Source organism: Salirhabdus euzebyi (assembly GCF_014207435.1).
GTDB lineage: Bacteria > Bacillota > Bacilli > Bacillales > Alkalibacillaceae > Salirhabdus > Salirhabdus euzebyi.
Window position 1 is genome coordinate 256,521 of record NZ_JACHGH010000004.1, and the last position, 20,901, is coordinate 277,421.

A 20,901-nucleotide genomic window follows, 5' to 3' on the forward strand; every position below is an offset into this window, starting at 1 on the left:
TGTTAAACAATGGGTGAGTGTCCATATACATAGAAAAAGCTCTCTTCCAAAAGAAGAGAGCATTCCGTTAAGAAAAAGATCCGATTTTTTTACCAAATTGTATTTCCTGGTCTTCTTGGATGGATTCATCGAAATGAAATGTTTCATTTTCAATTAATAAAATTACCGTTGATCCAAAGGAGAAGTATGCTAAATCGTCACCAGGCTTCAGACTAGATGAGTCGTTAATCATATGGATACTGTTAACGTTAAGTGCACCAACTTTAACAACTGCAATTTTTCCATTTTGACTGCTTAATGCTGAAATAATACGGTAGTTTGACGATAATGGTCTTTTCCCGTATTTCAATCCTAATCTATTGACAGGATAGGACTTTCCGCCAAGAGTCCAATTTTTTTCCATTTCACCTTCAACAGGACTATGAATCCGGTGATAATTTCGTGGTGATAAATAAAAAATAATATAATGGCCGTTTATAAATTTCTTCGCTTCCTCTTCTGTCCCGAGCATTTCAATTAAATCGAGTTCCGAATTTTTCACCTCAAAAGTACTATTACCTTCAATTCGTCCGAATGAATTAATCGTTCCGTCAACCGGACTAATGATAACATCTTCACCTGTATTAACTAAGCGGGCATCTGTTTTTAACTTTCTCGTAAATAAGTGGTGGATGCTTTTATAGCTGGAAACGGGGTGTTCCATTTCATCTGTGTCAATCCTGTATGCCCGAATAAAAAGTGGATTTAATACCTTACTCCATCTCGATCGGCTAATTTTGACAAGCAGTTTGGACACAAATCGATTCCCGGTTAATTCGACAAGTAGTTTAAAGAAAAGTCTAATCAAAGCTGTTTCCCTCCGAATTTTATAGTCAAATATGTAATTCCATAGTATAATCTATTTACTGTGTTTTGTATTACCTTTTTTATACTTTAAGAAAGTTAACTTTGTTAAAAGATTAAAGTATAAGAAAAAATAAGGTTTTCGCCATAAGGACTTGGCGACAAGCCAAGTTTTTCTAATAAGACATCTAATGATGGAGTGATGACCTATGTTTTTATCTGAACGTATCGATCATACAATAAAGCAGATAAAAGAACAAACTGCAAATATTGTCACATTATCTAATCTATCCTTAGGGATTTTAGCTATTGTATTTATGTTTAATGAAATGGCGCATATTAGTGTTTTAATGATTTTCTTGGCTGTTTTGACCGACTGGTTTGACGGTAAAATTGCTAGAAAGTTAAATATTACTTCTGAATTCGGTAAGCAGCTAGATTCGTTATGTGATCTTGTTTCCTTTGGTATTGCTCCTGCGCTATTAGTCTATCAAACTACAATAAGTGCTTTTGGTGTCCCTGGTATTTGGGTAACCGTTATTTATATTTTAGCAGGTGCAATCCGCCTAGCAAGATTCAATGTGATGACATTTAATGGTCGTTTCGTTGGATTACCTATAACGGCAGCAGGCTGTTTACTAACATTATGCTATGCAGCAATGCCTTTTATTCCAGCACCAATGTATATGGTATTGATGATTGTGCTTTCCTTCTTAATGATTAGCACAATTGAAGTAAAAAAATATTAAGGATAAACGCTAAAACTTAATTTCAGGTTTTAGCGTTTTTTTATTTAGCAAGAATATTAGGTGAAAAATTTTCTTGGAACGAATGCCTATATGATTCTAATATGATATAACTAAGGATACAGAATAAATTTTTTATAAGGACTTAGGAGTAACCTAAGTTTCTTCAAAACATGTTCAGGTGAAGGAGAGTAGGCACATTGAGTAAAATTAAAGTTGGGATCATATTTGGTGGTAAATCAGCAGAGCATGAGGTTTCTTTACAATCGGCAAAAAATGTTTTAGAGGCAATCGATAAATCGAAATATGATCCAATGTTAATTGGGATAGATAAAGAGGGTAGATGGCATTTAAATGATGCTTCACACTATTTACTTCATGAGGATAACCCAAAGCTTATCCAATTAAATAAATCAAACAGAGGTGTGGCTATCGTTCCAGGAGAAAGTGAAAAACAATTAATGGAAGCTGATAGTGCTGTTCGTTTGGAACAATTGGATGTCGTATTTCCTATTCTACATGGTACGTTAGGTGAGGACGGTAGTATGCAAGGGATGCTTCGTGTTGCTAACATCCCATTTGTTGGACCTAGCGTTCTAGGGTCAGCAGTGAGTATGGATAAAGATGTAGCTAAACGTCTTTTGAGGGATGCTGGTCTACATGTGGCCAATTCTTTTACGTATACGAGAGTTTTTCAGGATGAGATTAACTATGAGCAAGTGAAGGCAGAACTAGGTTTACCAATGTTCATAAAACCAGCGAACCAAGGCTCATCTGTTGGGGTAAGTAAGGTGAACACTAAAGAAGAATTCTATGCCGGTGTAAAATCTGCATTTGAATATGATCATAAAATTTTAATTGAGGAAACAATTGTTGGACGTGAAATTGAATGTTCCGTTTTAGGAAACGAAAAACCTATTGCTTCTGTTCCCGGTGAAATTACAGCTCAGCTTGATTTCTACTCCTATGAAGCAAAGTACATTGATGAAAGTGGTGCCATCTTAAATATTCCGGCTGAACTTGATGAGGAAACAACAACAAGAATTAAAGAGGCCGCCTTAAAGGCGTTCCAAGCGTTAAACTGTGAAGGTTTGTCACGTGTTGATTTCTTTTTAACAAAAGACGGGAAGATCTATATCAATGAAGTGAACACCATTCCTGGCTTTACGAAAATCAGTATGTATCCAAAGCTATGGGAGGCCTCTGGTATATCCTACAGTGATTTAATTGATAAGCTGATTGAATTAGCTATTGAAAGGCATGAAAGAGACGCTAAATTAAAGCATTCCGTTCATTAATTTTTGGGGCCCTGTCTAGTAGGGCCCTTTTTGATTTAGATGAGGGATAGTGTATTTATACATAGTGGCTAAAAAAAAGGAACCTATGAGCTATACAAACTCATAGGTTCTATATCAAAAAGGAGGTTCTAACAATTCCACTTAGGATATTGTTAATTGTTTAGAAGCAGTCCCAGTATGGGCTAATTGCACTGGGAGCTTGATTAAGGTTTAGTAACCGTAGCCGCCACCCATTGGGTAGCTATTACCAACGATAATCAACAAAATAAACAATACGACAAGTAACACGAATCCGCTGTTACCATAACCGCCTGTGTAACTCATGAATGATTCACCCCCTTATTCACTTTCTACTTTATCCTATGAAACTTTCTATTAATGGAAAAGGCGATTATAATAGTATCGATAGAAATGTGTTTGTCTCTTGGGGTAAATGAGGAGTTGTTAATGTTGAAGGTTGGATTGTTAAGGCATTTTAAGGTGAAAAGAGGGTATCCGGACAAGTTCGTTACCTCTGACCAGATTAAAAAGTGGATGGTAGAGTATGACAATTCTGATGTAGAAGAAAAAGAAATAGATTTGAAAGAGATTGAGTGGAAAAGATGCTATTCTAGTGATTTGTTAAGGGCAAAAAAGACTGCACAAAAGGCATTTAAAGGGAACATTATTTATTTAGAGCAACTACGAGAAATACCTGTTTCTCCTTTTATTAAAAAAAATATAAAACTACCTCTATATGTTCATTTTATATTAACGAGATTGGCATTTTATTTTAATCATCATTCACAAGATGAAAGTAGACATAGCATGATGAAAAGATTAAATGAGGCGCTAGATCAAGTTCTTTCCACAAATGAAGATGTGTTAATTGTTGGCCATGGTGGATTGATGTTTTTTATGCAAAAAGAGCTAAAGAAACGTGGATTTACTGGTCCAGGCTTTAAAAGAGCTGAAAACGGGGAATTGTACGTTTATCATAAAAACTGAATTTTTTTAACGCAAGGGAAATGCAATGGAACTAAATCTTTACGTGCTCTTTGAAGCTCCTTGGTGCCACAACCTATAAAAAAACACGAAAAACAACAGACAAAAGAGGGGATAATATGAAACGTATTGCAATTGATATGGATGAAGTAATGGCTGATTTTACGACGAAGCATTTAACATTATACAACCGTGACTTCGGGGAAGCGTTGACGAAAGAAGACTTGCTTGGAACAAGATTGTGGACCCTCCGTCCTGACCTTGCGAAAAAGCTTTTTGAATATGTTTATGATCCTACCTTTTTTCAAGACTTAGATGTAATGGAAGGAAGTCAAGAGGTAATCAAAGAATTAAGCGAGCATTACGAAATTTTCATAGCAACTGCGGCAATGGAGGTACCGACTTCCTTTGCGGCAAAGTATAAATGGTTGAAGGAGCATTTTCCTTTTTTGTCGGATATGAATTTTGTGTTTTGCGGTAACAAAAGCATTATAAATGCTGATTATCTTATAGATGATAATGTTAAAAATTTTAAAGACTTTTCTGGGCAAGGTATTTTATTCACTTCTGAACACAATATTAATGAAACAGGTTATGTGAGAGTGAACAATTGGCATGAAGTACGTGATTATTTTTTAGATAAAAGGAACGGGGAGAAATAGATGGACACAGAACGGTTGAAAATTTTTGATGATAATCGCAATGAATTAGGAGTAGCCTCCCGTGAAGACGTACATAAAAAAGGTTTCTGGCACGAAACAATTCAATGTTGGTTTATAAGTAGAGAACAAGATGCAGACTATATCTATTTTCAGATTCGTAGTGAGAAAAAAAAGGACTACCCAGGAATGTATGATATAACTGCAGCAGGACATATATTGGCAAATGAAACCGTTGAAGATGGTGTGAGGGAAAATTAAAGAGGAATTGGGAATAGCGGTTGCTTTTGAGGAACTAGTTTCTCTCGGGGTCATCAACTACTCTGTCACTCGGGGTGATTTTATCGACCGGGAGATGGCAAATTTATTTTTATATGAATTTACGCAAAGCATGGCTGCTTTTGTGCTACAGCTTGAAGAAGTAGCAGGAATTGGAAAAGTGGACGTGAAAGAGTTTCGTGCTTGTTTCCGTGGAAAGCAGGATGGTGTGGACATGGTAGGTTTCCAATATAATGACCAGGGTGAAAAAATGATGATTCGAGAGTTTGTGAATAAAAGTAATTTCGTTCCACACGGTGATGCGTATTATGAACAAATAATAAATATGATGGACAACTATTTAAAAATGAAATTAGAAAAGCACTCTCCATGAAGAGAGTGCTTTTTCTATGGGCAGAACCCAATTCCCATTATATATTTTTGTGAAATATAAGTCTATTTATTTTTTCTTTAGGCCCTATAATTTTACTGTACTATAAAAATGTGAGAACTGGTGGTGTTCATCGATGTTTGATCAATCTCCTTATACATGTCGGTTGGAATGGGGAAAACGCGGTGCGAGAGAGGCAAGAGAAAGAGGGGACATTGTTATTGTTGTAGATGTATTTAGTTTCTCATCGACTGTCGTATCAGCGTTACATCAAGGGGCAATCATTTATCCATACCCTCCCGAATTGGATGGAAAAGCATACGCTTATCAAGTAGGTGCCACGTACATTTTAGGTAGAAAGGAGGCTGTAAATGCAAATCAGCCAACTCTTTCACCGGTAACGTTTCAATCAACCCATCAAGAGCAAAAGTTTGTATTATCTTCTCTAAATGGAGCGGTATGTTCTTGGATTGCTGCAAAGGTACCAGCTTTACTAATTGGCTGCTTACTTAATGCTGATGCCGTTGCAAATGCTGCTCATAAATTACATAGTAAATACCAAAGAAATATTACAGTCATCCCATGCGGAGAACGTTGGAATGATAGTAAATCTGGTGAGGATCATCTTCGGCCCTCAGTAGAAGATTACCTCGGAGCCGGAGCTATTTTGTCTCGTTTATCAGGAACAAAATCACCAGAAGCTGAGGTTTGTGCATCTGCATTTGGGGGAATAAGTCATAAAATAAGGGATTTAATATGGAATTGTGGAAGTGGAAGAGAGCTACGGTTAAGAGGATACGATAAGGACGTCGAGCATTGTAGTCAATGGAACATGTATGATACAGTTCCTATTTTACAAGATGGTCGATTCAAAAAAAACCAACTCCATGACTAAAAGGAGTTGGATTAGCATTTAAAAAGAGAATTGATTTTAATAAAGTCATGGGCTAACTTGGCGTGTCTTCCTTCACGAGTTTGTGGGTTCATTAATGGACGAAGTCGTCTAAGAAATTGTTGATCGCAAAAGCAGGTGGGTCCATACTTTTGATAGCATACATCGTGTGCTTGACATGCTGCATCTACAGCATTAATAGGTGCACCCGGTCCACTGCATCCAGGGCCACAGTATCGATAACCAGGGAAAACACAAAATCCAGGGCGCCGACGTCTTCTTCTTGGAAAAACCATCATTAACAACCTCCCTTTATATAAAAATCGGGAAAATAAGTTTCCTTACCTTTTTGTACTATTAAGCTAGTATATTGAGTAGGATAATTGTATAGAAAAACTTGGACAGACTGAGTGCTTAGTATCCTTTTTATTACTATATGAAAAGGATACTTAGCCGACTGTATAGAAGACTACTTAAATTCATAAAAAAGGAGTGAATTAGATGGGTAAACCTATTGAAGTGAGTAACATTAAAATTATCCAAGATGAACGCCCGAATCGTCGTGCTTATATCGCGGGATTTGAAGAACCATTTTACTATGGGGTTCATGGGGGAGTGAAGGAGTTTTATAAGGCTTCGCCGGAACTAGAATATCCTTCTACTCTTGATCATATTGTATCGGCGGCAGGTGGCTGACTAACCGGTACATTATCAGGTGCGCTGGAAGCGCGTCAAATACCTACTTTTCCTAGTAAATTAACAGGGAGTTTTAAAGGAATAATTGAAGCGGTAGATGGTGTTTTACGAATTACTAAAATTGAGTGTCACTACGAGCTTGTCATACCACAAGGGAAACGAGAAGCTGCAGAAAGAGCGTTGAATGTTTTTGAAAAAGGTTGCCCAGTTGCCCAAACGTTAAAGGGCTGTGTCCAATTTGATCACCAATGGACTATCGAGGAAGAAGAATAGTTTCCGTTTTCTTTAGAAATCCGAATAATCGTAGTACAATAAAATGTGCCTGCGCAATGCAGGTGCATTTTTTGCTTGTACTTTAAGAAGGTTTAACTTTGTTAAAGGTTTAAAGTATAAGAAAAATTAAGGCTTCCGCCACTAAGGACTTGGCGACCAGCCAATTTTTGCTAATAATAGAAGGAGATACGGTTTAGATGAAAAAAGCATTCTCTCTCTTAGAAATTATTCTCATTTTTTCTATTACGATTACTTTCTTAATGATTGCGATATCCTCGGATTTACCACTCTATCTGGCAATGCTTCCAGGGTTATTCGTATTGTGTGGCATTTCATGGAAACATGGGTATACGATGAAGGACTTCCGTATTTTTGCTTGGAAAGGGATAAAAAGGAATGGAAATGTTGCCTGGCTTTTGTTTTTTATTGGCATGCTTCTTCCAACGTGGTATTTTTCGGGGACAATTGATGACGTAAACACATTGTTTTTATCACTCATTTCGCCAAATTACTTTTTTATGATTGCCTTTCTTGTGACAGCTATGATGTCAATGATTGTCGGTTCGACTATTGCTAGTTTAAGTATTGTTGGAGTTCCACTCATGGCTGCTGCTGCACAGCTTGGACTGCCGTTACCAGTGGTTGCTGGTGCATTAGTATCAGGAGGTTTTGTTGGTGATCGCTCTTCTCCTATTTCAAGCTCCTTTCAGCTTTTACGTAATGCAGTCGAATTAGAGACTCGGGAACATTTTCGAGTCATTCTCCCAACGATGCTTTGGGGCATATTAGTATCAACGATTTTATTTCTCGTATTAGATGTATCTATTTCAAAACCCGAGTTGTCTCTTGAAGGGCATATGACCTTACAGGAATTACCTTTAGGATCCTTAGCTGTATCGCTTGTCCCTCCATTTTTGTTACTCATGATGATTTTACTTCGTCAAGAAATGAAACTGTCGTTTTCGGTGGCAATTGGGGTTGCTGTTGTCATTTTGCTAGCTCGTGGAACAGAGGCTAGTGAATGGACAACCGGTCTTTATTACGGTGTTGAATCTTTAAGTGGCGTGCAAGATATGCTACCCTTTGTTCTGTTTATTTTAATTGTTGGAGCGTACTGCCAAATCATGGAGGATACAAATATCGTACAGCCGTACATAAATAAAATATTTACGGAACAGCATTCTTTATCAAAAAATACTAGCAAATCAATTGGGATAGCAGGAGCAGTGTCGCTCATCTCCCCTAATCAATCTTTTCCAATTATATTAACGGGTCGAGCACTTTTTCCATTTTGGAATAAATATTTTTCCAAGGAGCACCTTGCTCGTATCCTAGCAGATTCAACGGTGGTGTTTGCAGGGCTCGTACCTTGGAGTCTACTCGCTATCTTATGTAGCACAATCGTTGGTGTCCCAGTTCTCATGTATGCACCGTTCGCTATGTTTTTACTTGTAATGCCAGTAGTTACGTGGATTTATTCAGTTGTAGGTTGGAAAAGACTTTCCGTACAGAAAGCGAAAGAAGTATGAATCTTTATGATTCACGTTTCTTTTGGAAAATCACTTTTTTCTTTGGTATTGAAAATGAAAGTTCACTATGCTTACTTTATGTTTCCATTAACAGGCAATCAAACAGAATGATATGATTAATACATTATGAAAAAATGAGGTGTTCATCATTGTTAACCTTTGATACGTTATACCATCCATATGCTTCCCGTCGCCAAACAACCATCGCCAATCGTGGGATGGTTGCTACATCCCAGCCACTAGCTGCACAAGCAGGGCTACATATTTTGAAAAAAGGTGGAAATGCCATTGATGCAGCGATTGCAACAGCTGCAGCCTTAACAGTAGTTGAACCTACTTCAAATGGAATTGGTGGAGATGCATTCGCGCTTGTTTGGACAAAAGGAAAGCTACATGGGTTAAATGCAAGTGGTCCGTCACCTCATAGTATTTCCATCGACGCAGTAAAAGAAAAAGGGTTTGAAGCAATTCCAAATCATGGTTGGATACCAGTTACGGTTCCAGGTGCCCCTGGAGCATGGGCTGCTTTATCTGAAAAATTCGGTAAGCTTTCCCTGAAAGAGGTTCTAGAGCCAGCAATCGACTATGCAGAAAATGGTTATCCTGTTTCTGCGACTCTTGGTAAGGCGTGGAGGGTTGCTTATGAAAAATTTAAAAAGCTACTAACTGATGAACAGTTCTCGACATGGTTTGATACCTTTGCTCCAAATGGAAGAGCTCCTAGAATTGGGGAGGTATGGTCCTCAAAAGGTCACGCAGAAACGTTGAAAGCTATTGCAAAGACAAATGGAGAAAGCTTTTACCGTGGAGAAATTGCAGATAAGATTGCTGCTTTTTCGAAAAAGTATGATGGGTTTTTATCCAAAAGCGACTTAGCTTTCTATTATCCTGAGTGGGTGACACCGATAAGCGTGAACTACCGGGGGTATGATGTATGGGAAATTCCTCCAAATGGACAAGGGTTAATTGCGCTTCAAGCACTTAACATATTGAAGGGATTTACTTTTGATAAAAAAGAGTCTGTCGAGACATACCACAAACAAATGGAAGCCATGAAACTTTCGTTTTCTGACGGAAAAAAATACATAACCGAAAAAGGGAAGATGACCGTTTCCGTAGATGATCTTTTAGGGGACAGGTATGCGGAACAACGGCGAGCCCTCATTACTCAGGAAGCGATGTGGCCAGAAGCGGGTACTCCGCCAAAAGGCGGTACTGTTTATTTGGCCACGGCTGATGGGGAAGGTAACATGGTATCCTTTATCCAAAGCAATTATTTAGATTTCGGTAGTGGTTTAGTTGTCCCTGGTACGGGTATAAATTTACAAAATCGCGGAAAAAACTTTAGCTTAGATAAATCACATGAAAATCGACTAGCAGGAAACAAACGAACGTATCACACGATTATTCCTGGCTTCGTAACGAAAGATAAGGAAGCAATTGGTCCATTCGGCGTCATGGGTGGTTTTATGCAACCGCAAGGGCACTTGCAAGTGATCATGAACACAATTGATTTCCAACTGAATCCTCAAGCTGCTCTCGATGCTCCAAGGTGGCAATGGATAGAAGGGAAAACAGTATTGGTGGAACCATCATTCCCTCATCATGTTGCAGAAGCGTTAAAACGTCGAGGACATGATATAAAAATCGAATTAGAAATTGGGGAATTCGGTCGAGGGCAAATTATCTGGCGGGATCCTGAAACAGGCGTGTTATTCGGAGGAACCGAACACAGGACCGACGGAACAATAGCTACGTGGTAATGTAAGATAGATTGTAGAAAAGGTTGAGTATTCATGAAACAAATTCAATTATTTTTAGCTTTTTTTCGTGTAGGGATTCTAGGGTATGGGGGAGGACCTTCATCCATTCCTCTCGTACATAAAGAGGTCGTCGAAAAATATAAGTGGATGGATGACAATGATTTTGCTGATTTGCTTGCATTAGCAAATACACTTCCTGGACCAATTGCAACAAAAATGGCTGGTTATATTGGCTACCGAGTGTCCGGTGTTTTTGGCATGCTCAATGCTGTATTGGCAACGATAGTTCCGACAATTATTCTCATGATTATCTTGTTAACATCTTTGGCATCATTTAAAGATAAGCAGTGGGTTGCAGGGATGACTCAAGCTGTGATTCCGGTAGTTGGTGTCATGCTAGCTGTATTAACGTGGCAGTTTACGACGAAGGCCAAGGAAGGTTTAGGCTGGTTGTATACATTTGTCCTTGCTGCTGCAACGTATGTTTTTATGGAGCTTCTAGGGGTTCATCCTGGGATCATAATTGCTTTACTACTACTAGCAGCTTTAATGAAAAAAGATAGTGCAAAGGCTGAAGATGTGGAGGAATCAACATGATCTTTTTACAAATTTTCCTAGCCTTCTTCATCCCAGGAATTCTCGGATATGGTGGAGGCCCATCGTCGATTCCCCTTGTCGAAAATGAAGTAGTCAGACGTTATGGTTGGTTAACTGTAGAAGAGTTCAGTGAGGTTCTTGCCATGGGGAACGCCCTACCAGGTCCTATTGCAACAAAAATGGCGGGCTACATTGGTTTTGAGCAAGGGGGATTGTTAGGGGCATTTATCGGTGTTTTCGCAACGGTTGCTCCATCACTGTTGCTCATGATTATTTTACTTCGAATTTTAATGAAGTATAAGGATTCGCCAAAAGTAAAAAGAATGACAATGTTCATTCGCCCAACGATTGCTGTTTTACTCGGAATTATAACGATTCGATTTTTTATTAGCTCTTATGAAGGTGCTGGTGTTTACCATACGATATTTCTCATTATCGTAAGCTTTCTATTACTAGAAAGGTGGAAAATGCATCCAGCATTCGTCATTGTTGGTGCTTTAGGGTATGGAGCTGTTTTTTTAGGGTGATGAATGGATTAGAAACTTTGCTCTATCCAGCATTCTAAAATACAAAGATATCACGTAATAGTACGGATTGGAGGCTACACATATGCCAGAATGGAAAGAGCTTAATAATCTAGATGGGATAGGAATTAAGCAATTGATGGATCAAGGTCAGCTTACATCTAGAGAAGTTACAGCACATTACATAGAAAAGATAAAAACATTAAACCCTATAGTAAATGCGGTCGTCCATACGATGTTTGATGAAGCATTAGAAAATGCAAGCTCCCAATTTCCTGCATCAGGTCCATTTGGAGGAGTTCCAACTCTTATTAAAGAGCTAAATTCCATCAAGGGACATCCGGCTACAAACGGATCACGACTGCTTAAAGACTACGTTGCAAAAGAGCATGATGAAATTGTCCGCCGTCTTGAAGCGTCAGGTATGATAATTCTCGGTAAAACGAACTCACCGGAATTTGGCTTTTTACCGACGACAGATCCAGAATTGTTTGGCCCAACGAAAAACCCTTGGAACCAAGCAATGTCAGCAGGAGGATCTAGTGGAGGTGCTGGAGCTGCTGTTGCAGCAGGAATGATCCCATTTGCTCAAGGGAGTGACGGAGGAGGATCAATTAGAATTCCCGCTTCTGCCAACGGGATTTTTGGATTAAAGCCATCCCGGGGACAATTACCATATTCCGATTATATGAATCATTTAAGTATTAGTAATGGATTGACTCGAACTGTTCGAGACAGTGCAGCAATACTCGACGTTCTAAAAGGACGTGGCAATTTTGATAGTTTTCCGGGATTGCTTAACGAAAAATCCTTCAGTAGTGCGCTGCAAAACAAGCCGAAAAAACTTCGGATTGGGGTAACTCCTGACTGGAATGGACAAGTTTTTATCGATGAAGAAACGAAGAAAGCTGTACACCATACAGCCAAACTACTAGAGGCACTAGGGCATGAAGTGGAATTTGCTGCTCCAGCATTTAACTTTCATCAATTTGCAGAGCACTTCATTACGGTGTGGATAGCCAGTGGATCAGTTGTCATTAAGCATTTAGCACAACTAGTAGGGAAAGAGCCAAGTCCAGAAAACCTTGAAATGCTCTCCTATAACGTCTATGAGCTCGGAAACAAGTTAACGGCATCACAATATGAAGAAGCAAGGGTGTTTTTACAAACAGAAGCACGTAAATTACACGCCTTCCATGAAAAATATGATGTCCTTATAACACCAGTTTTAAATAAAATTCCGATTCCGATTGGCTCCTTACGTAATCGGGATAATCCGATCCATGATATGCTTGATACGATGACGAATATCGTAAGCTTCACCCAGATGGCGAACGTCACAGGTCAGCCTGCCATGAGTGTCCCATTATATTGGACGAGTAATGATATTCCAATTGGGACGCAAGTAACGGGTAGATTAGGAGAAGACCGGTTATTACTGCAATTGGCAGCTCAATTGGAACAAGCTAATCCTTGGTCTATGCAATATGATAACTTACAACTAAAACTAGCTGAACGTCTAAAATAAGTATAAAAATCTAGCAATTTATTTCCATTGCTAAATCCAAGTTAATGAATTGACATACTTGGTATTTTATTTTATTATCACATTAAACAATTAAATAATCATTTTCTTATCCAGAGAGGTGGAGGGACATGGCCCTTTGAAGCCTCGGCAGCGGGTTCGTTTAAGAATACTGTGCCAATTCCATCAAGCGGATTTGCTTGTGAGATAAGAAGAGAAGCCTACTATTGTAGATTAAACTCTCTTCTTATTCGAAGAGAGTTTTTTTAAGTTACTGCGTTCATACAAACAGGGGAGAACAGGAGTGGAGAAAATGAAATACGGATTTTGGTTACCAATATTTGGCGGATGGCTTCGTAATATAGAGGATGAAAAAATGCCACCGACTTTTGATTATGCAAAAAAAGTTATACAATCCGCTGAAAAGTGGGGTTACGATACGACACTAATTGCGGAGTTATACTTAAACGATATAAAAGGACCAGAAAGTGATTCATTGGAAGCTTGGTCTACAGCAGCAGCTTTAGCAGCCGTTACAGAAAAAATTGAAATTATGACTGCCGTACGTCCAGGGTTTCATAATCCTGCTGTAACAGCAAAAATGGCAGCAAACATAGATAATATTAGTAACGGTCGCTTTACGTTAAATGTTGTTTCTGCTTGGTGGGCGGAAGAAGCAAAACAATACAATGGTATATTTACTGAACATGATGAGCGATATGATCGTACAGCAGAATTTTTAGACGTTTTAAAAGGACTTTGGTCAGCTGAGGATACGTTCTCTTACGACGGTAAGTTTTATCAAATTAAAGATGCCCATCTTCATCCAAAACCAGTACAACGCCCAAATCCAGTATTGTATGCTGGAGGAGAGAGTGAAAAAGGCAAGCAAGTAATTACTGCCCAATGTGATGCGTATGTGATGCACGGTGGAACGGTGGAAGAGGTACAAACGAAAATTAATGACATGAAGGTGCGAAGAGAAGCAACAGGTCAAGAAGGCCTTCAAAGCTTCGGTATGGCTGCCTACGTTATTTGCCGTGATACAGAAGAGGAAGCACAACAAGAATTAGCACGCATTACGGAAGTAAAAGAATCGAGTGCATATGCTGGATTTAAGGATTTCACGACGAAGTCACAGCTTGAGCAGCAAATTCAGCTTCAAGATTATTCCGTTTCAAATAGAGGCTTACGCCCGAATTTAGTAGGAACACCCGATCAAATTGCGGAGCGTATACTAGCATATGAAGAAGCTGGTGTTGATTTATTGTTACTACAATTTTCTCCACAGCTTGAAGAAATGGAACGTTTTTCAAAAGACGTAATGCCAAAAGTAGCGGCGTTACGTACAAAAGCGACTAACATTTAAAAAAGGGTGATACTAGTGAGTAAAATTTATGTGATTCATGAAAATAGTGAGTGGACAGATCATTTAACGAAACGTTTGAAAGAGCTAGACCTTCCATTTGAGGAATGGCATTTAGAAAACGGAACAGTTGATTTAATGGCTGAGCCTCCACAAGGGGTATTTTACAACAGAATGAGCGCCTCTTCGCATACGAGGGGACACCGTTATTCGCCAGAGCTTGCGAGTGCAGTCCTTGCTTGGTTAGAACGTAACGGCAGAACCGTAATTAACGGAAGCCGTGCGCTTCAACTAGAAGTAAGTAAAGTACTTCAATATTTGGAATTAGAAAAATACGGAGTAAAAACACCGAAAACAGTTGCAGCTGTTGGGAAGGAACAAATTTTAGAAGCAGCTCAAGCTTTTAAAGGGGAAAAATTCATTACGAAGCATAACCGCGCAGGAAAAGGCCTTGGTGTACAGCTTTTCCAATCGATTGAGGCGTTACGTAATTATGTAGAAGGGGAAACCTTCGAAGAGCCAGTGGACGGTATTACGTTAATACAGGAATATATTGAATCACCAGAATCGTATATTACACGCTGCGAATTTATCGGAGGAAAATTTGTTTATGCAGTTCGAGTAGATACGTCAGAAGGTTTTGAACTTTGTCCTGCTGATGCTTGTACGATTGATGATCTATTTTGTCCAGTTGGGGAAGAGCCAGCGGAGCAGACTAAATTCCAAATTGTACCGGATTTCTATGATCCTATCTTAGAAAAATATGAGCAAGTACTGGCTGCAAATGACATTAAAGTTGCTGGTATTGAGTTCATTAAGGATAAAGACGGAACAATTTATACGTATGATATCAACACAAACACAAATTACAACAGTGATGCAGAAGCAAAAGCTGGAAAATACGGCATGTTAGAAATGGCGAAGTTTCTTAAAGATCAATTAGAAAAACAAAAAGTAAATATCTAATCAACGTGAAGCAAGGGATGTGCAACTACATCTCTTGCTTTTTTTATTGTTGCTTAGGAAATTATAAAATTTCGGACTTGTGGATAAGTTAGTTGCACGGGGGAGCCACGTCTAGCTCCAGCACCTACCCCCTCGGGACATAAGTCAATCCCTTCTGTGGCAAAAACCTCCACGGCAGGTCTTGCCTTATGACTGCCTTAGGCTTGCGCTTTTGTACTAGCAATCTATGTAAAGATTGGGTATATTTGAATAAAACAGGTTTGGTAGGAGGATGCAGGTGGAACTAGCATTAGGTGTCATTTTAATTTTTATGAGTATCGTACATATCATTTATGGGGAAAGAATGCAGGTAGATGTTTTAAAAAAGGTAACCGACGATACGATTTTGATTGGTTCCTATCGGGTTATGTCACTTCAAGGTGGAATATTGTTATTTGCAATTGGTATTATTTATTTTCTTAGTTTCCTAGAATTAATTTCATTAACAGGGATAGCGGCTTATTTTCCAGTAGGTATTGTACTACTAAATGTGCTTTCTGTATTAATTGTAACCCTTACGAAGCATATGGAATTATTGAAAGTAACCATTCCGCAGTTTGTTATTTTCGGAATCATTATCGCGTTACAAATTTTAGTCATTATTAACTAAACTATCGTGTTGAAAAAGGGAACTAGTTAAAGATAGTTCCCTTTTTCAACCTAGTCCTCCGTTAAAGATAGCATTCTATTAAATTTGCATCGTCTCTCTCACCACAATGAAAGGTTCCGCAGCCATCATTCCTACGACCGAACCCCATTTTTTTGCACTTGCATCGATTGCCTCTATGGACCGTGGATGTGGAAATGCATGTTCTTCTGTTTTGTACGCTTCCAATGCCTTTTTCTTTATCTCTAATGTAGTTGTAATATCTACAAAACTATTTGGTTTAAATATCTCGTCAGCCAAAAAAATGCCCCATTCGGTAGACGAGAGCACTTCATAACTTAGCACTTTTATTTTATTTCGTTTCCCTTTCGGTCGAAGAACAACTTGCATTGCCTCCGTTACAACTCGATGTTCTTTATTTACATCTCCCCAATAATGGGTATATACCATATCAGGATCTACTTTTTCTACTACTTTTTCGAGGTCAGCAATTAGTTCCCGGTGCATAATAGTATCCAATTTCGTGGCGTGATAGCCGAGAAAAATAGAATTATCCACTCCTAATATTTCGTGTGCTTTTAATGTGTCCTTCCTTTTTTCAACTAAATATGTTTCGCTTTTTCTTTCTGGGTCAGCCTCTGCCACGGTACAAACCGTTATATGATCACCATTTCGAGCGTGGAGTGCAAGTGTACCGCCAACACCCAACACCTCATCATCCGCATGCGTTGCGATGACTAAAACATTCATCCCTTTCCCTCCAAACATTTCCCATTATGTGATTGCACAAATGTTGCTATTTCATCTTTATTCTCCTTGCTATAAAGCGATTTTTTATACTCGAACTCCGTAATTTTTAGGCAATAGTCCCGGGTGGCAATAATCAACTCATCATGAACAAGTGATAAAATTTTACCCGACTTTTCTTTAGCCTTTAGTTTCAAGCCAGTAACTTCCTCCGCTCTCCAAATGGTAAGCTTTTCCCCTTCTAGATAGGAAAACGCCCCTGGAAAAGGTCTTGAAATACCTCTAATAAAGTTATAGATTCGGTGTGACGAGTCATCCCACTGAATGAAACCATCCTCAGGAGTCCTTCTCCACGTATACGTCGCTAAACCTTCGTCCTGCTCAATAAAACAGTTTCTATTAAGGAGAAGCTTTTGATAGGCTTCTACAACTAGTTCTTTAACCGGTTCGGAAATGTTTTGGAGTACATCATCTATATAATCATCTTTATCCATTGTAAAGGTCTTTTGGTGCAAAATTGGTCCGTCATCAATTCCTTCGCGCATTTTAAAAAGTGTCAATTTGCTTTCTGTTTTCCCATCAATTAACAGCCAGTTTAATGGCGCTCCACCTCGTCTAAGAGGTAAGGGTGTTGGATGAAAACCGACACAACCAATTGGAGTATATTGTAGTACGTCTTTCCGAATTATTTTTGGCCAACTGATCGCAAAAATAGCGTCCGGTTGATAGTTTTGTAGCAAATGGATAATATCATTATTACTATCCACCTCGTAGTATGGAATTCCATTTGCGTGAGCTAAATCTTTTAGATTACCTTTTCGTTCAGAATCCGTTGGGGCATTACCAACTTTTCTTAAGGAAGCGCATACTTTTATTGGTATTTCAGCATTTATTAAAGCTTCTAAAGCGGAATAAGATGTTTTTGTAGCACCTAAAAACATGAGGTTTATCTTATTCTGCTTTTTTTTCTGCCCGGTTCTTAAAAACTTCTGTTCACCGAGTAAAATGACAAGTATTGTTTTACTAATGATTTTCATATCAAGAAAAAAAGAATACTCCTCCATATAACGTAAGTCATACTCTATTCTCTCATCCCAAGTCAGCAAACGATTCCCATTAATTTGAGCTAACCCCGTTAAGCCCGGCTTCATCGTTAACCTCTTAAACTGATTCCCTACATATTGATCGACCTGGTTTTGTATCGTTGGTCTGGGTCCTACGATACTCATGTCACCTTTTAATACATTAAACAATTGTGGAACTTCATCTAGTTTGGTTCGCCTAATGAAGGATCCAATTTTCGTTATTCGTTCCTCATCTTTAGAAAAATCAAATTCCTTTTCTATTCTTTTATCTGTATACATGGAACGTAACTTATATAGCATAAAACGACGGGCATGCTGTCCAACTCGTTCCTGTTTGAATAGAATTTGTCCTCGACTTTCTAGTTTAATCAGTATGCTAAGCAGTAGAAGAAAAGGTAAGAAAAGGATAATGCCTATGCAAGAAACAAGAATATCAAATAATCTTTTCATGATGATCACCAATTTGCCTTCCTTGAATTTCGTTTAATTAATTGCACACTAAAACTATATTCTTCTTCTCCTACATTCGTAACTTGATTAGCCTAAAAACGTTTGGCATTTTATCTTTCCTTGAATAAGGTAGTAGTACTGTTAGGGAATATGGGGTCATAAAGGAGGAGATGACTTGAATGCGAAAGAAAAATATAGAGAATTATGCAAAAATGAACCAACGATACCAATCTTTGCAAAGGATTGGTGGTTAGACGCACTAGTGGGTGAAGAAAAATGGGATGTAGCATTAATTGAAAAAAGTGGGGGAATTGTTGCTAGCTTACCTTATGTAATAAAAAAAAGAGGATTCATTTTTAAGGTGTTAACTATTCCTGTGCTCACTCCATTTCTAAATGTTTGGATTCGTCAAAACGGTGAAAAATATGAAAAAAAACTATCCAATGAAATGGAGTTATATAGCGCATTAATTGATAAACTTCCTGATTATGATCACTTTCAAACGTCATTTCACCATTCCTTTACGAACTGGCTTCCTTTTTACTGGAAAGGATTTAAACAATCAACTAGTTATACGTATGTCATAGAAGATTTATCAGATCTGGATAAGGTTTATGCTAATTGTAAAAAAAGGTGTAGAAATAGCATAAGAAAAGCAGAGAAATTAGTGGACGTTTATACAGAGAATGATATTGAAAAATTTTTTGATATAAACAAAAAATCATTCGATCGTCAAGGTGTCCAGATGTCTTATGATCTAGAATATTTAAAGAGACTTGATGATGCTTGTAAGAAGCATGATTGTCGCAAAATTTTTTTTGCAGAGGATGCTGAAGGTCAAATTCATTCGGCTTTGTATATCGTATGGGATGAGACAACAGTATATCTTTTAATGTCAGGGAGTGATCCCAAGTTACGTAATAGTCAGGCAAAGACGTTATTAACGTGGGAAGCAATTAAGTTTACTTCACAGATGAACAAACAATTTGATTTTGAAGGAAGTATGATGGTGGGGGCTGAGAGCTTTAACCGTTCTTTCGGAGCAGTTCAAAAACCATATTTCAACATTTCTAAAACAAACTCATTCCTCATTAAGTTTAGAAATTTTATAGTAGATGATTTGTAATGAACAAACGTAAGAAGCTATTACTAGAAAAGAGAAAGCTTGAGAAGGAGCTACGCTACCGGAGAAAGCAAAAGTTATTGCTTCTACAAAAAAAAGAATTAAAACGACAGCTTATTCAAAGGAAAAAGGAAAAAGAAAAGCAGCTACAGACTCAGTTACAGGAACCTAACATTACAAAGCCAAAAGAACTATTCATTAAGCTAAAACAGATTTGGAATAACAGTCAGTTTTTAAGTAAAGTGATTGTTATAGCTGGCGGAACAGCCGCAGCACAAGGCTTGCAAGTAGTTTTTTCGCCTGTCTTAACGAGGCTATACAGTCCAGACGATTTTGGGTTATTAACTATTTTTATTTCTATCGTAGCAATCTGTTCTAAGATTGTTGATTTTAGGTATTCGTTAGCTATTCCACTCCCGAAAAAAGACGATAAGGCATTAAATATTTTGACTTTGTCCCTTTCGCTAATCCTATTCATCACTCTTTTTATTACTTTTGTGTTATGGATGGTAGGTGAGCTTCTATTTTCGATGCTTCAAGCAGAAGAACTAACAAGCTATATATGGGTAATTGGACTAAGCATATTCGGAATTGGCATTTATCAAACCCTTAACCAATATGCAATACGGCAACAGGCTTATGTCATGATGACCATGACAAAAATGAATCAAAGTGTTGTTCAGATTGCTGTTCAATTAATTTGTGGGTTTTTAAAAATAGGAAATATAGGCTTATTACTAGGTGATGCTCTTGGCAGGATGAGTGGAAGTGGGTTGTTCGCTTCTTTAATTTGGAGAAAACATAAACAAGATTTTCACAAAATAAAACCGAAAAAAATGTGGGAAGTAGCAAGAGAATATCGTAGGTTTCCACTTTTTTCTACTTGGTCCGCCCTCCTAAATGGAGCATCTCTTCAAATTACCCCATTAATTATTGCGATGAACTATGGGACTGCTGTTGCTGGTCTATGGGCACTTGGTCAACGAGTAGTCGGTGGTCCAATGGGATTAATAGGGACGGCTGTTGCACAAGTATTTTTAGGGGAAGGCTCCAAATTTGCGAGAGAACACCCAAAAAGGTATCAGTCATTATTTTATCGTACTGCGAAAAATCTATTTTTAGTAGGCTTAATTCCAACGATTGTTATTATCATTAGTGGGCCATGGTTGTTCCAACTTGTGTTTGGGGATCAATGGATGGAAGCAGGTAAATATGTGCAACTATTAGCACTTATGTATCTTGCACAATTAACGATGTCTCCATTATCGTCTACACTCGACGTTTTACAAAAGCAGGATTGGGAACTTGTATGGGATATCGTTCGAGTCATTTTTGTAGTTTCGGGACTTTTACTGGCATCCTTCTTAAACCTACCGCCTATTTATGCTGTCCTTTTTTACGCGATTGTGATGCTCGTAGCGTATGTTGTTTTATTTTTTCTATGTACCATTGCCATTAAACAATTTATAAAAAATCAGTCTAGGCGATAGCTTATTAAATTCATAAGTTACCGCCTATTCGTATGGAAGAAGAACCTATA

The 20,901-nt window shown here is 38.2% G+C and carries 24 protein-coding genes and 1 riboswitch; of the genes, 19 read left to right on the forward strand and 5 right to left on the reverse strand.

What is annotated here, in order from left to right:
* Positions 1-67: 67 nt before the first annotated feature.
* Positions 68-847: a phosphatidylserine decarboxylase gene (locus HNQ94_RS08410; protein WP_174495629.1), complete on the reverse strand. Its 780-nt coding sequence runs from the start codon at positions 845-847 to the stop codon at positions 68-70.
* A 205-nt stretch (positions 848-1,052) separates the two neighbouring features.
* On the opposite strand from HNQ94_RS08410, the gene pssA reads away from it, so the two are divergent.
* Together pssA and ddlA are read left to right on the forward strand one after the other, a co-directional pair.
* The gene (gene pssA, locus HNQ94_RS08415) at positions 1,053-1,592 is read left to right on the forward strand and encodes a CDP-diacylglycerol--serine O-phosphatidyltransferase (protein WP_174495628.1); all 540 of its coding nucleotides are present in this window, start codon (positions 1,053-1,055) and stop codon (positions 1,590-1,592) included.
* A gap of 197 nt (positions 1,593-1,789) precedes the next feature.
* Positions 1,790-2,887: a D-alanine--D-alanine ligase gene (gene ddlA, locus HNQ94_RS08420; protein WP_174495627.1), complete on the forward strand. Its 1,098-nt coding sequence runs from the start codon at positions 1,790-1,792 to the stop codon at positions 2,885-2,887.
* A gap of 210 nt (positions 2,888-3,097) precedes the next feature.
* On the opposite strand, the gene HNQ94_RS08425 is transcribed toward ddlA, so the two are convergent.
* Positions 3,098-3,211: a YjcZ family sporulation protein gene (locus HNQ94_RS08425; protein WP_174495626.1), complete on the reverse strand. Its 114-nt coding sequence runs from the start codon at positions 3,209-3,211 to the stop codon at positions 3,098-3,100.
* Positions 3,212-3,334: 123 nt separating this feature from the next.
* On the opposite strand from HNQ94_RS08425, the gene HNQ94_RS08430 reads away from it, so the two are divergent.
* The 5 genes from HNQ94_RS08430 to HNQ94_RS08445 all read left to right on the forward strand — a co-directional run bounded on the left by HNQ94_RS08430 (position 3,335) and on the right by HNQ94_RS08445 (position 6,074).
* Positions 3,335-3,874: a histidine phosphatase family protein gene (locus HNQ94_RS08430; protein ID WP_246199957.1), complete on the forward strand. Its 540-nt coding sequence runs from the start codon at positions 3,335-3,337 to the stop codon at positions 3,872-3,874.
* Positions 3,875-3,990: 116 nt separating this feature from the next.
* On the forward strand, positions 3,991-4,533 hold the full coding sequence (locus HNQ94_RS08435; protein WP_174495625.1) for a 5' nucleotidase, NT5C type: 543 nt from the start codon (positions 3,991-3,993) through the stop codon (positions 4,531-4,533).
* The gene (locus HNQ94_RS19730) at positions 4,534-4,791 is read left to right on the forward strand and encodes an NUDIX hydrolase (RefSeq protein WP_311771622.1); all 258 of its coding nucleotides are present in this window, start codon (positions 4,534-4,536) and stop codon (positions 4,789-4,791) included.
* Positions 4,792-4,798: 7 nt separating this feature from the next.
* Positions 4,799-5,182 carry an NUDIX hydrolase gene (locus HNQ94_RS19735; RefSeq protein WP_311771623.1) on the forward strand — a complete coding sequence of 128 codons (384 nt, stop codon included), beginning with the start codon at positions 4,799-4,801 and terminating at the stop codon, positions 5,180-5,182.
* Between the two features lie 133 nt (positions 5,183-5,315).
* Positions 5,316-6,074: a 2-phosphosulfolactate phosphatase gene (locus HNQ94_RS08445; protein WP_174495624.1), complete on the forward strand. Its 759-nt coding sequence runs from the start codon at positions 5,316-5,318 to the stop codon at positions 6,072-6,074.
* An 11-nt stretch (positions 6,075-6,085) separates the two neighbouring features.
* Here HNQ94_RS08445 and HNQ94_RS08450 read toward each other — a convergent pair whose 3' ends face one another.
* Positions 6,086-6,370, reverse strand: coding sequence for a phospholipase (locus HNQ94_RS08450; protein ID WP_246199956.1), 285 nt, complete (start codon positions 6,368-6,370; stop codon positions 6,086-6,088).
* Between the two features lie 202 nt (positions 6,371-6,572).
* On the opposite strand from HNQ94_RS08450, the gene HNQ94_RS08455 reads away from it, so the two are divergent.
* From HNQ94_RS08455 to HNQ94_RS08500, 10 genes are all read left to right on the forward strand, one after another.
* On the forward strand, positions 6,573-6,767 hold the full coding sequence (locus HNQ94_RS08455) for a hypothetical protein (RefSeq protein ID WP_174495623.1): 195 nt from the start codon (positions 6,573-6,575) through the stop codon (positions 6,765-6,767).
* Positions 6,768-6,791: 24 nt separating this feature from the next.
* The gene (locus HNQ94_RS19820) at positions 6,792-7,040 is read left to right on the forward strand and encodes an OsmC family protein (protein WP_174495886.1); all 249 of its coding nucleotides are present in this window, start codon (positions 6,792-6,794) and stop codon (positions 7,038-7,040) included.
* Between the two features lie 197 nt (positions 7,041-7,237).
* The gene (locus HNQ94_RS08465) at positions 7,238-8,569 is read left to right on the forward strand and encodes a Na+/H+ antiporter NhaC family protein (protein WP_174495622.1); all 1,332 of its coding nucleotides are present in this window, start codon (positions 7,238-7,240) and stop codon (positions 8,567-8,569) included.
* A gap of 134 nt (positions 8,570-8,703) precedes the next feature.
* Entirely contained in the window at positions 8,704-10,332 is a 1,629-nt protein-coding gene (locus tag HNQ94_RS08470; protein ID WP_174495621.1) for a gamma-glutamyltransferase family protein, read from the forward strand.
* A 33-nt stretch (positions 10,333-10,365) separates the two neighbouring features.
* Positions 10,366-10,929: a chromate transporter gene (locus tag HNQ94_RS08475; protein WP_174495620.1), complete on the forward strand. Its 564-nt coding sequence runs from the start codon at positions 10,366-10,368 to the stop codon at positions 10,927-10,929.
* On the forward strand, positions 10,926-11,456 hold the full coding sequence (locus HNQ94_RS08480; RefSeq protein WP_174495619.1) for a chromate transporter: 531 nt from the start codon (positions 10,926-10,928) through the stop codon (positions 11,454-11,456). The genes HNQ94_RS08475 and HNQ94_RS08480 overlap by 4 nt, the downstream gene beginning before the upstream one ends.
* An 82-nt stretch (positions 11,457-11,538) precedes the next feature.
* Positions 11,539-12,981 carry an amidase gene (locus tag HNQ94_RS08485; RefSeq protein WP_174495618.1) on the forward strand — a complete coding sequence of 481 codons (1,443 nt, stop codon included), beginning with the start codon at positions 11,539-11,541 and terminating at the stop codon, positions 12,979-12,981.
* Positions 12,982-13,084: 103 nt separating this feature from the next.
* A riboswitch (SAM riboswitch) is annotated at positions 13,085-13,192 on the forward strand.
* A 99-nt stretch (positions 13,193-13,291) separates the two neighbouring features.
* Positions 13,292-14,347, forward strand: coding sequence for an LLM class flavin-dependent oxidoreductase (locus HNQ94_RS08490; protein WP_174495617.1), 1,056 nt, complete (start codon positions 13,292-13,294; stop codon positions 14,345-14,347).
* A 15-nt stretch (positions 14,348-14,362) separates the two neighbouring features.
* Positions 14,363-15,310 carry an ATP-grasp domain-containing protein gene (locus HNQ94_RS08495; protein WP_174495616.1) on the forward strand — a complete coding sequence of 316 codons (948 nt, stop codon included), beginning with the start codon at positions 14,363-14,365 and terminating at the stop codon, positions 15,308-15,310.
* Between the two features lie 277 nt (positions 15,311-15,587).
* Positions 15,588-15,959: a hypothetical protein gene (locus HNQ94_RS08500; protein WP_174495615.1), complete on the forward strand. Its 372-nt coding sequence runs from the start codon at positions 15,588-15,590 to the stop codon at positions 15,957-15,959.
* A gap of 78 nt (positions 15,960-16,037) precedes the next feature.
* On the opposite strand, the gene HNQ94_RS08505 is transcribed toward HNQ94_RS08500, so the two are convergent.
* Both HNQ94_RS08505 and HNQ94_RS08510 read right to left on the reverse strand, forming a co-directional pair.
* Positions 16,038-16,706 (reverse strand): PIG-L deacetylase family protein, encoded by a 669-nt coding sequence (locus HNQ94_RS08505; RefSeq protein ID WP_174495614.1) that lies wholly within the window; start codon positions 16,704-16,706, stop codon positions 16,038-16,040.
* Complete coding sequence (locus tag HNQ94_RS08510; RefSeq protein ID WP_246199966.1) at positions 16,703-18,238, reverse strand: sugar transferase; 1,536 nt, start codon at positions 18,236-18,238, stop codon at positions 16,703-16,705. Before HNQ94_RS08510 ends, HNQ94_RS08505 begins: the two co-directional genes overlap by 4 nt.
* A 175-nt stretch (positions 18,239-18,413) precedes the next feature.
* On the opposite strand from HNQ94_RS08510, the gene HNQ94_RS08515 reads away from it, so the two are divergent.
* Together HNQ94_RS08515 and HNQ94_RS08520 are read left to right on the forward strand one after the other, a co-directional pair.
* Positions 18,414-19,364 carry a GNAT family N-acetyltransferase gene (locus HNQ94_RS08515; RefSeq protein WP_174495612.1) on the forward strand — a complete coding sequence of 317 codons (951 nt, stop codon included), beginning with the start codon at positions 18,414-18,416 and terminating at the stop codon, positions 19,362-19,364.
* Positions 19,364-20,851, forward strand: a complete 1,488-nt coding sequence (locus tag HNQ94_RS08520) for a lipopolysaccharide biosynthesis protein (protein ID WP_174495611.1) — start codon at positions 19,364-19,366, stop codon at positions 20,849-20,851. Before HNQ94_RS08515 ends, HNQ94_RS08520 begins: the two co-directional genes overlap by 1 nt.
* Positions 20,852-20,901: the final 50 nt, after the last annotated feature.

What these genes read in the sequence shown, in the direction of transcription:
- HNQ94_RS08435 (WP_174495625.1), top strand. Translation starts at nt 3,991, where the DNA reads ATGAAACGTATTGCAATTGATATGGATGAAGTAATGGCTGATTTTACG.
- HNQ94_RS08445 (WP_174495624.1), top strand. Translation starts at nt 5,316, where the DNA reads ATGTTTGATCAATCTCCTTATACATGTCGGTTGGAATGGGGAAAACGC.
- HNQ94_RS08505 (WP_174495614.1), bottom strand. Translation starts at nt 16,706, where the DNA reads ATGAATGTTTTAGTCATCGCAACGCATGCGGATGATGAGGTGTTGGGT.
- HNQ94_RS08450 (WP_246199956.1), bottom strand. Translation starts at nt 6,370, where the DNA reads ATGATGGTTTTTCCAAGAAGAAGACGTCGGCGCCCTGGATTTTGTGTT.
- HNQ94_RS08475 (WP_174495620.1), top strand. Translation starts at nt 10,366, where the DNA reads ATGAAACAAATTCAATTATTTTTAGCTTTTTTTCGTGTAGGGATTCTA.
- HNQ94_RS08520 (WP_174495611.1), top strand. Translation starts at nt 19,364, where the DNA reads ATGAACAAACGTAAGAAGCTATTACTAGAAAAGAGAAAGCTTGAGAAG.
- pssA (WP_174495628.1), top strand. Translation starts at nt 1,053, where the DNA reads ATGTTTTTATCTGAACGTATCGATCATACAATAAAGCAGATAAAAGAA.
- HNQ94_RS08470 (WP_174495621.1), top strand. Translation starts at nt 8,704, where the DNA reads ATGAGGTGTTCATCATTGTTAACCTTTGATACGTTATACCATCCATAT.
- HNQ94_RS08480 (WP_174495619.1), top strand. Translation starts at nt 10,926, where the DNA reads ATGATCTTTTTACAAATTTTCCTAGCCTTCTTCATCCCAGGAATTCTC.
- HNQ94_RS08485 (WP_174495618.1), top strand. Translation starts at nt 11,539, where the DNA reads ATGCCAGAATGGAAAGAGCTTAATAATCTAGATGGGATAGGAATTAAG.
- HNQ94_RS08430 (WP_246199957.1), top strand. Translation starts at nt 3,335, where the DNA reads ATGTTGAAGGTTGGATTGTTAAGGCATTTTAAGGTGAAAAGAGGGTAT.
- HNQ94_RS08490 (WP_174495617.1), top strand. Translation starts at nt 13,292, where the DNA reads ATGAAATACGGATTTTGGTTACCAATATTTGGCGGATGGCTTCGTAAT.
- HNQ94_RS08510 (WP_246199966.1), bottom strand. Translation starts at nt 18,238, where the DNA reads ATGAAAAGATTATTTGATATTCTTGTTTCTTGCATAGGCATTATCCTT.
- HNQ94_RS08455 (WP_174495623.1), top strand. Translation starts at nt 6,573, where the DNA reads ATGGGTAAACCTATTGAAGTGAGTAACATTAAAATTATCCAAGATGAA.
- HNQ94_RS08425 (WP_174495626.1), bottom strand. Translation starts at nt 3,211, where the DNA reads ATGAGTTACACAGGCGGTTATGGTAACAGCGGATTCGTGTTACTTGTC.
- HNQ94_RS08465 (WP_174495622.1), top strand. Translation starts at nt 7,238, where the DNA reads ATGAAAAAAGCATTCTCTCTCTTAGAAATTATTCTCATTTTTTCTATT.
- HNQ94_RS19730 (WP_311771622.1), top strand. Translation starts at nt 4,534, where the DNA reads ATGGACACAGAACGGTTGAAAATTTTTGATGATAATCGCAATGAATTA.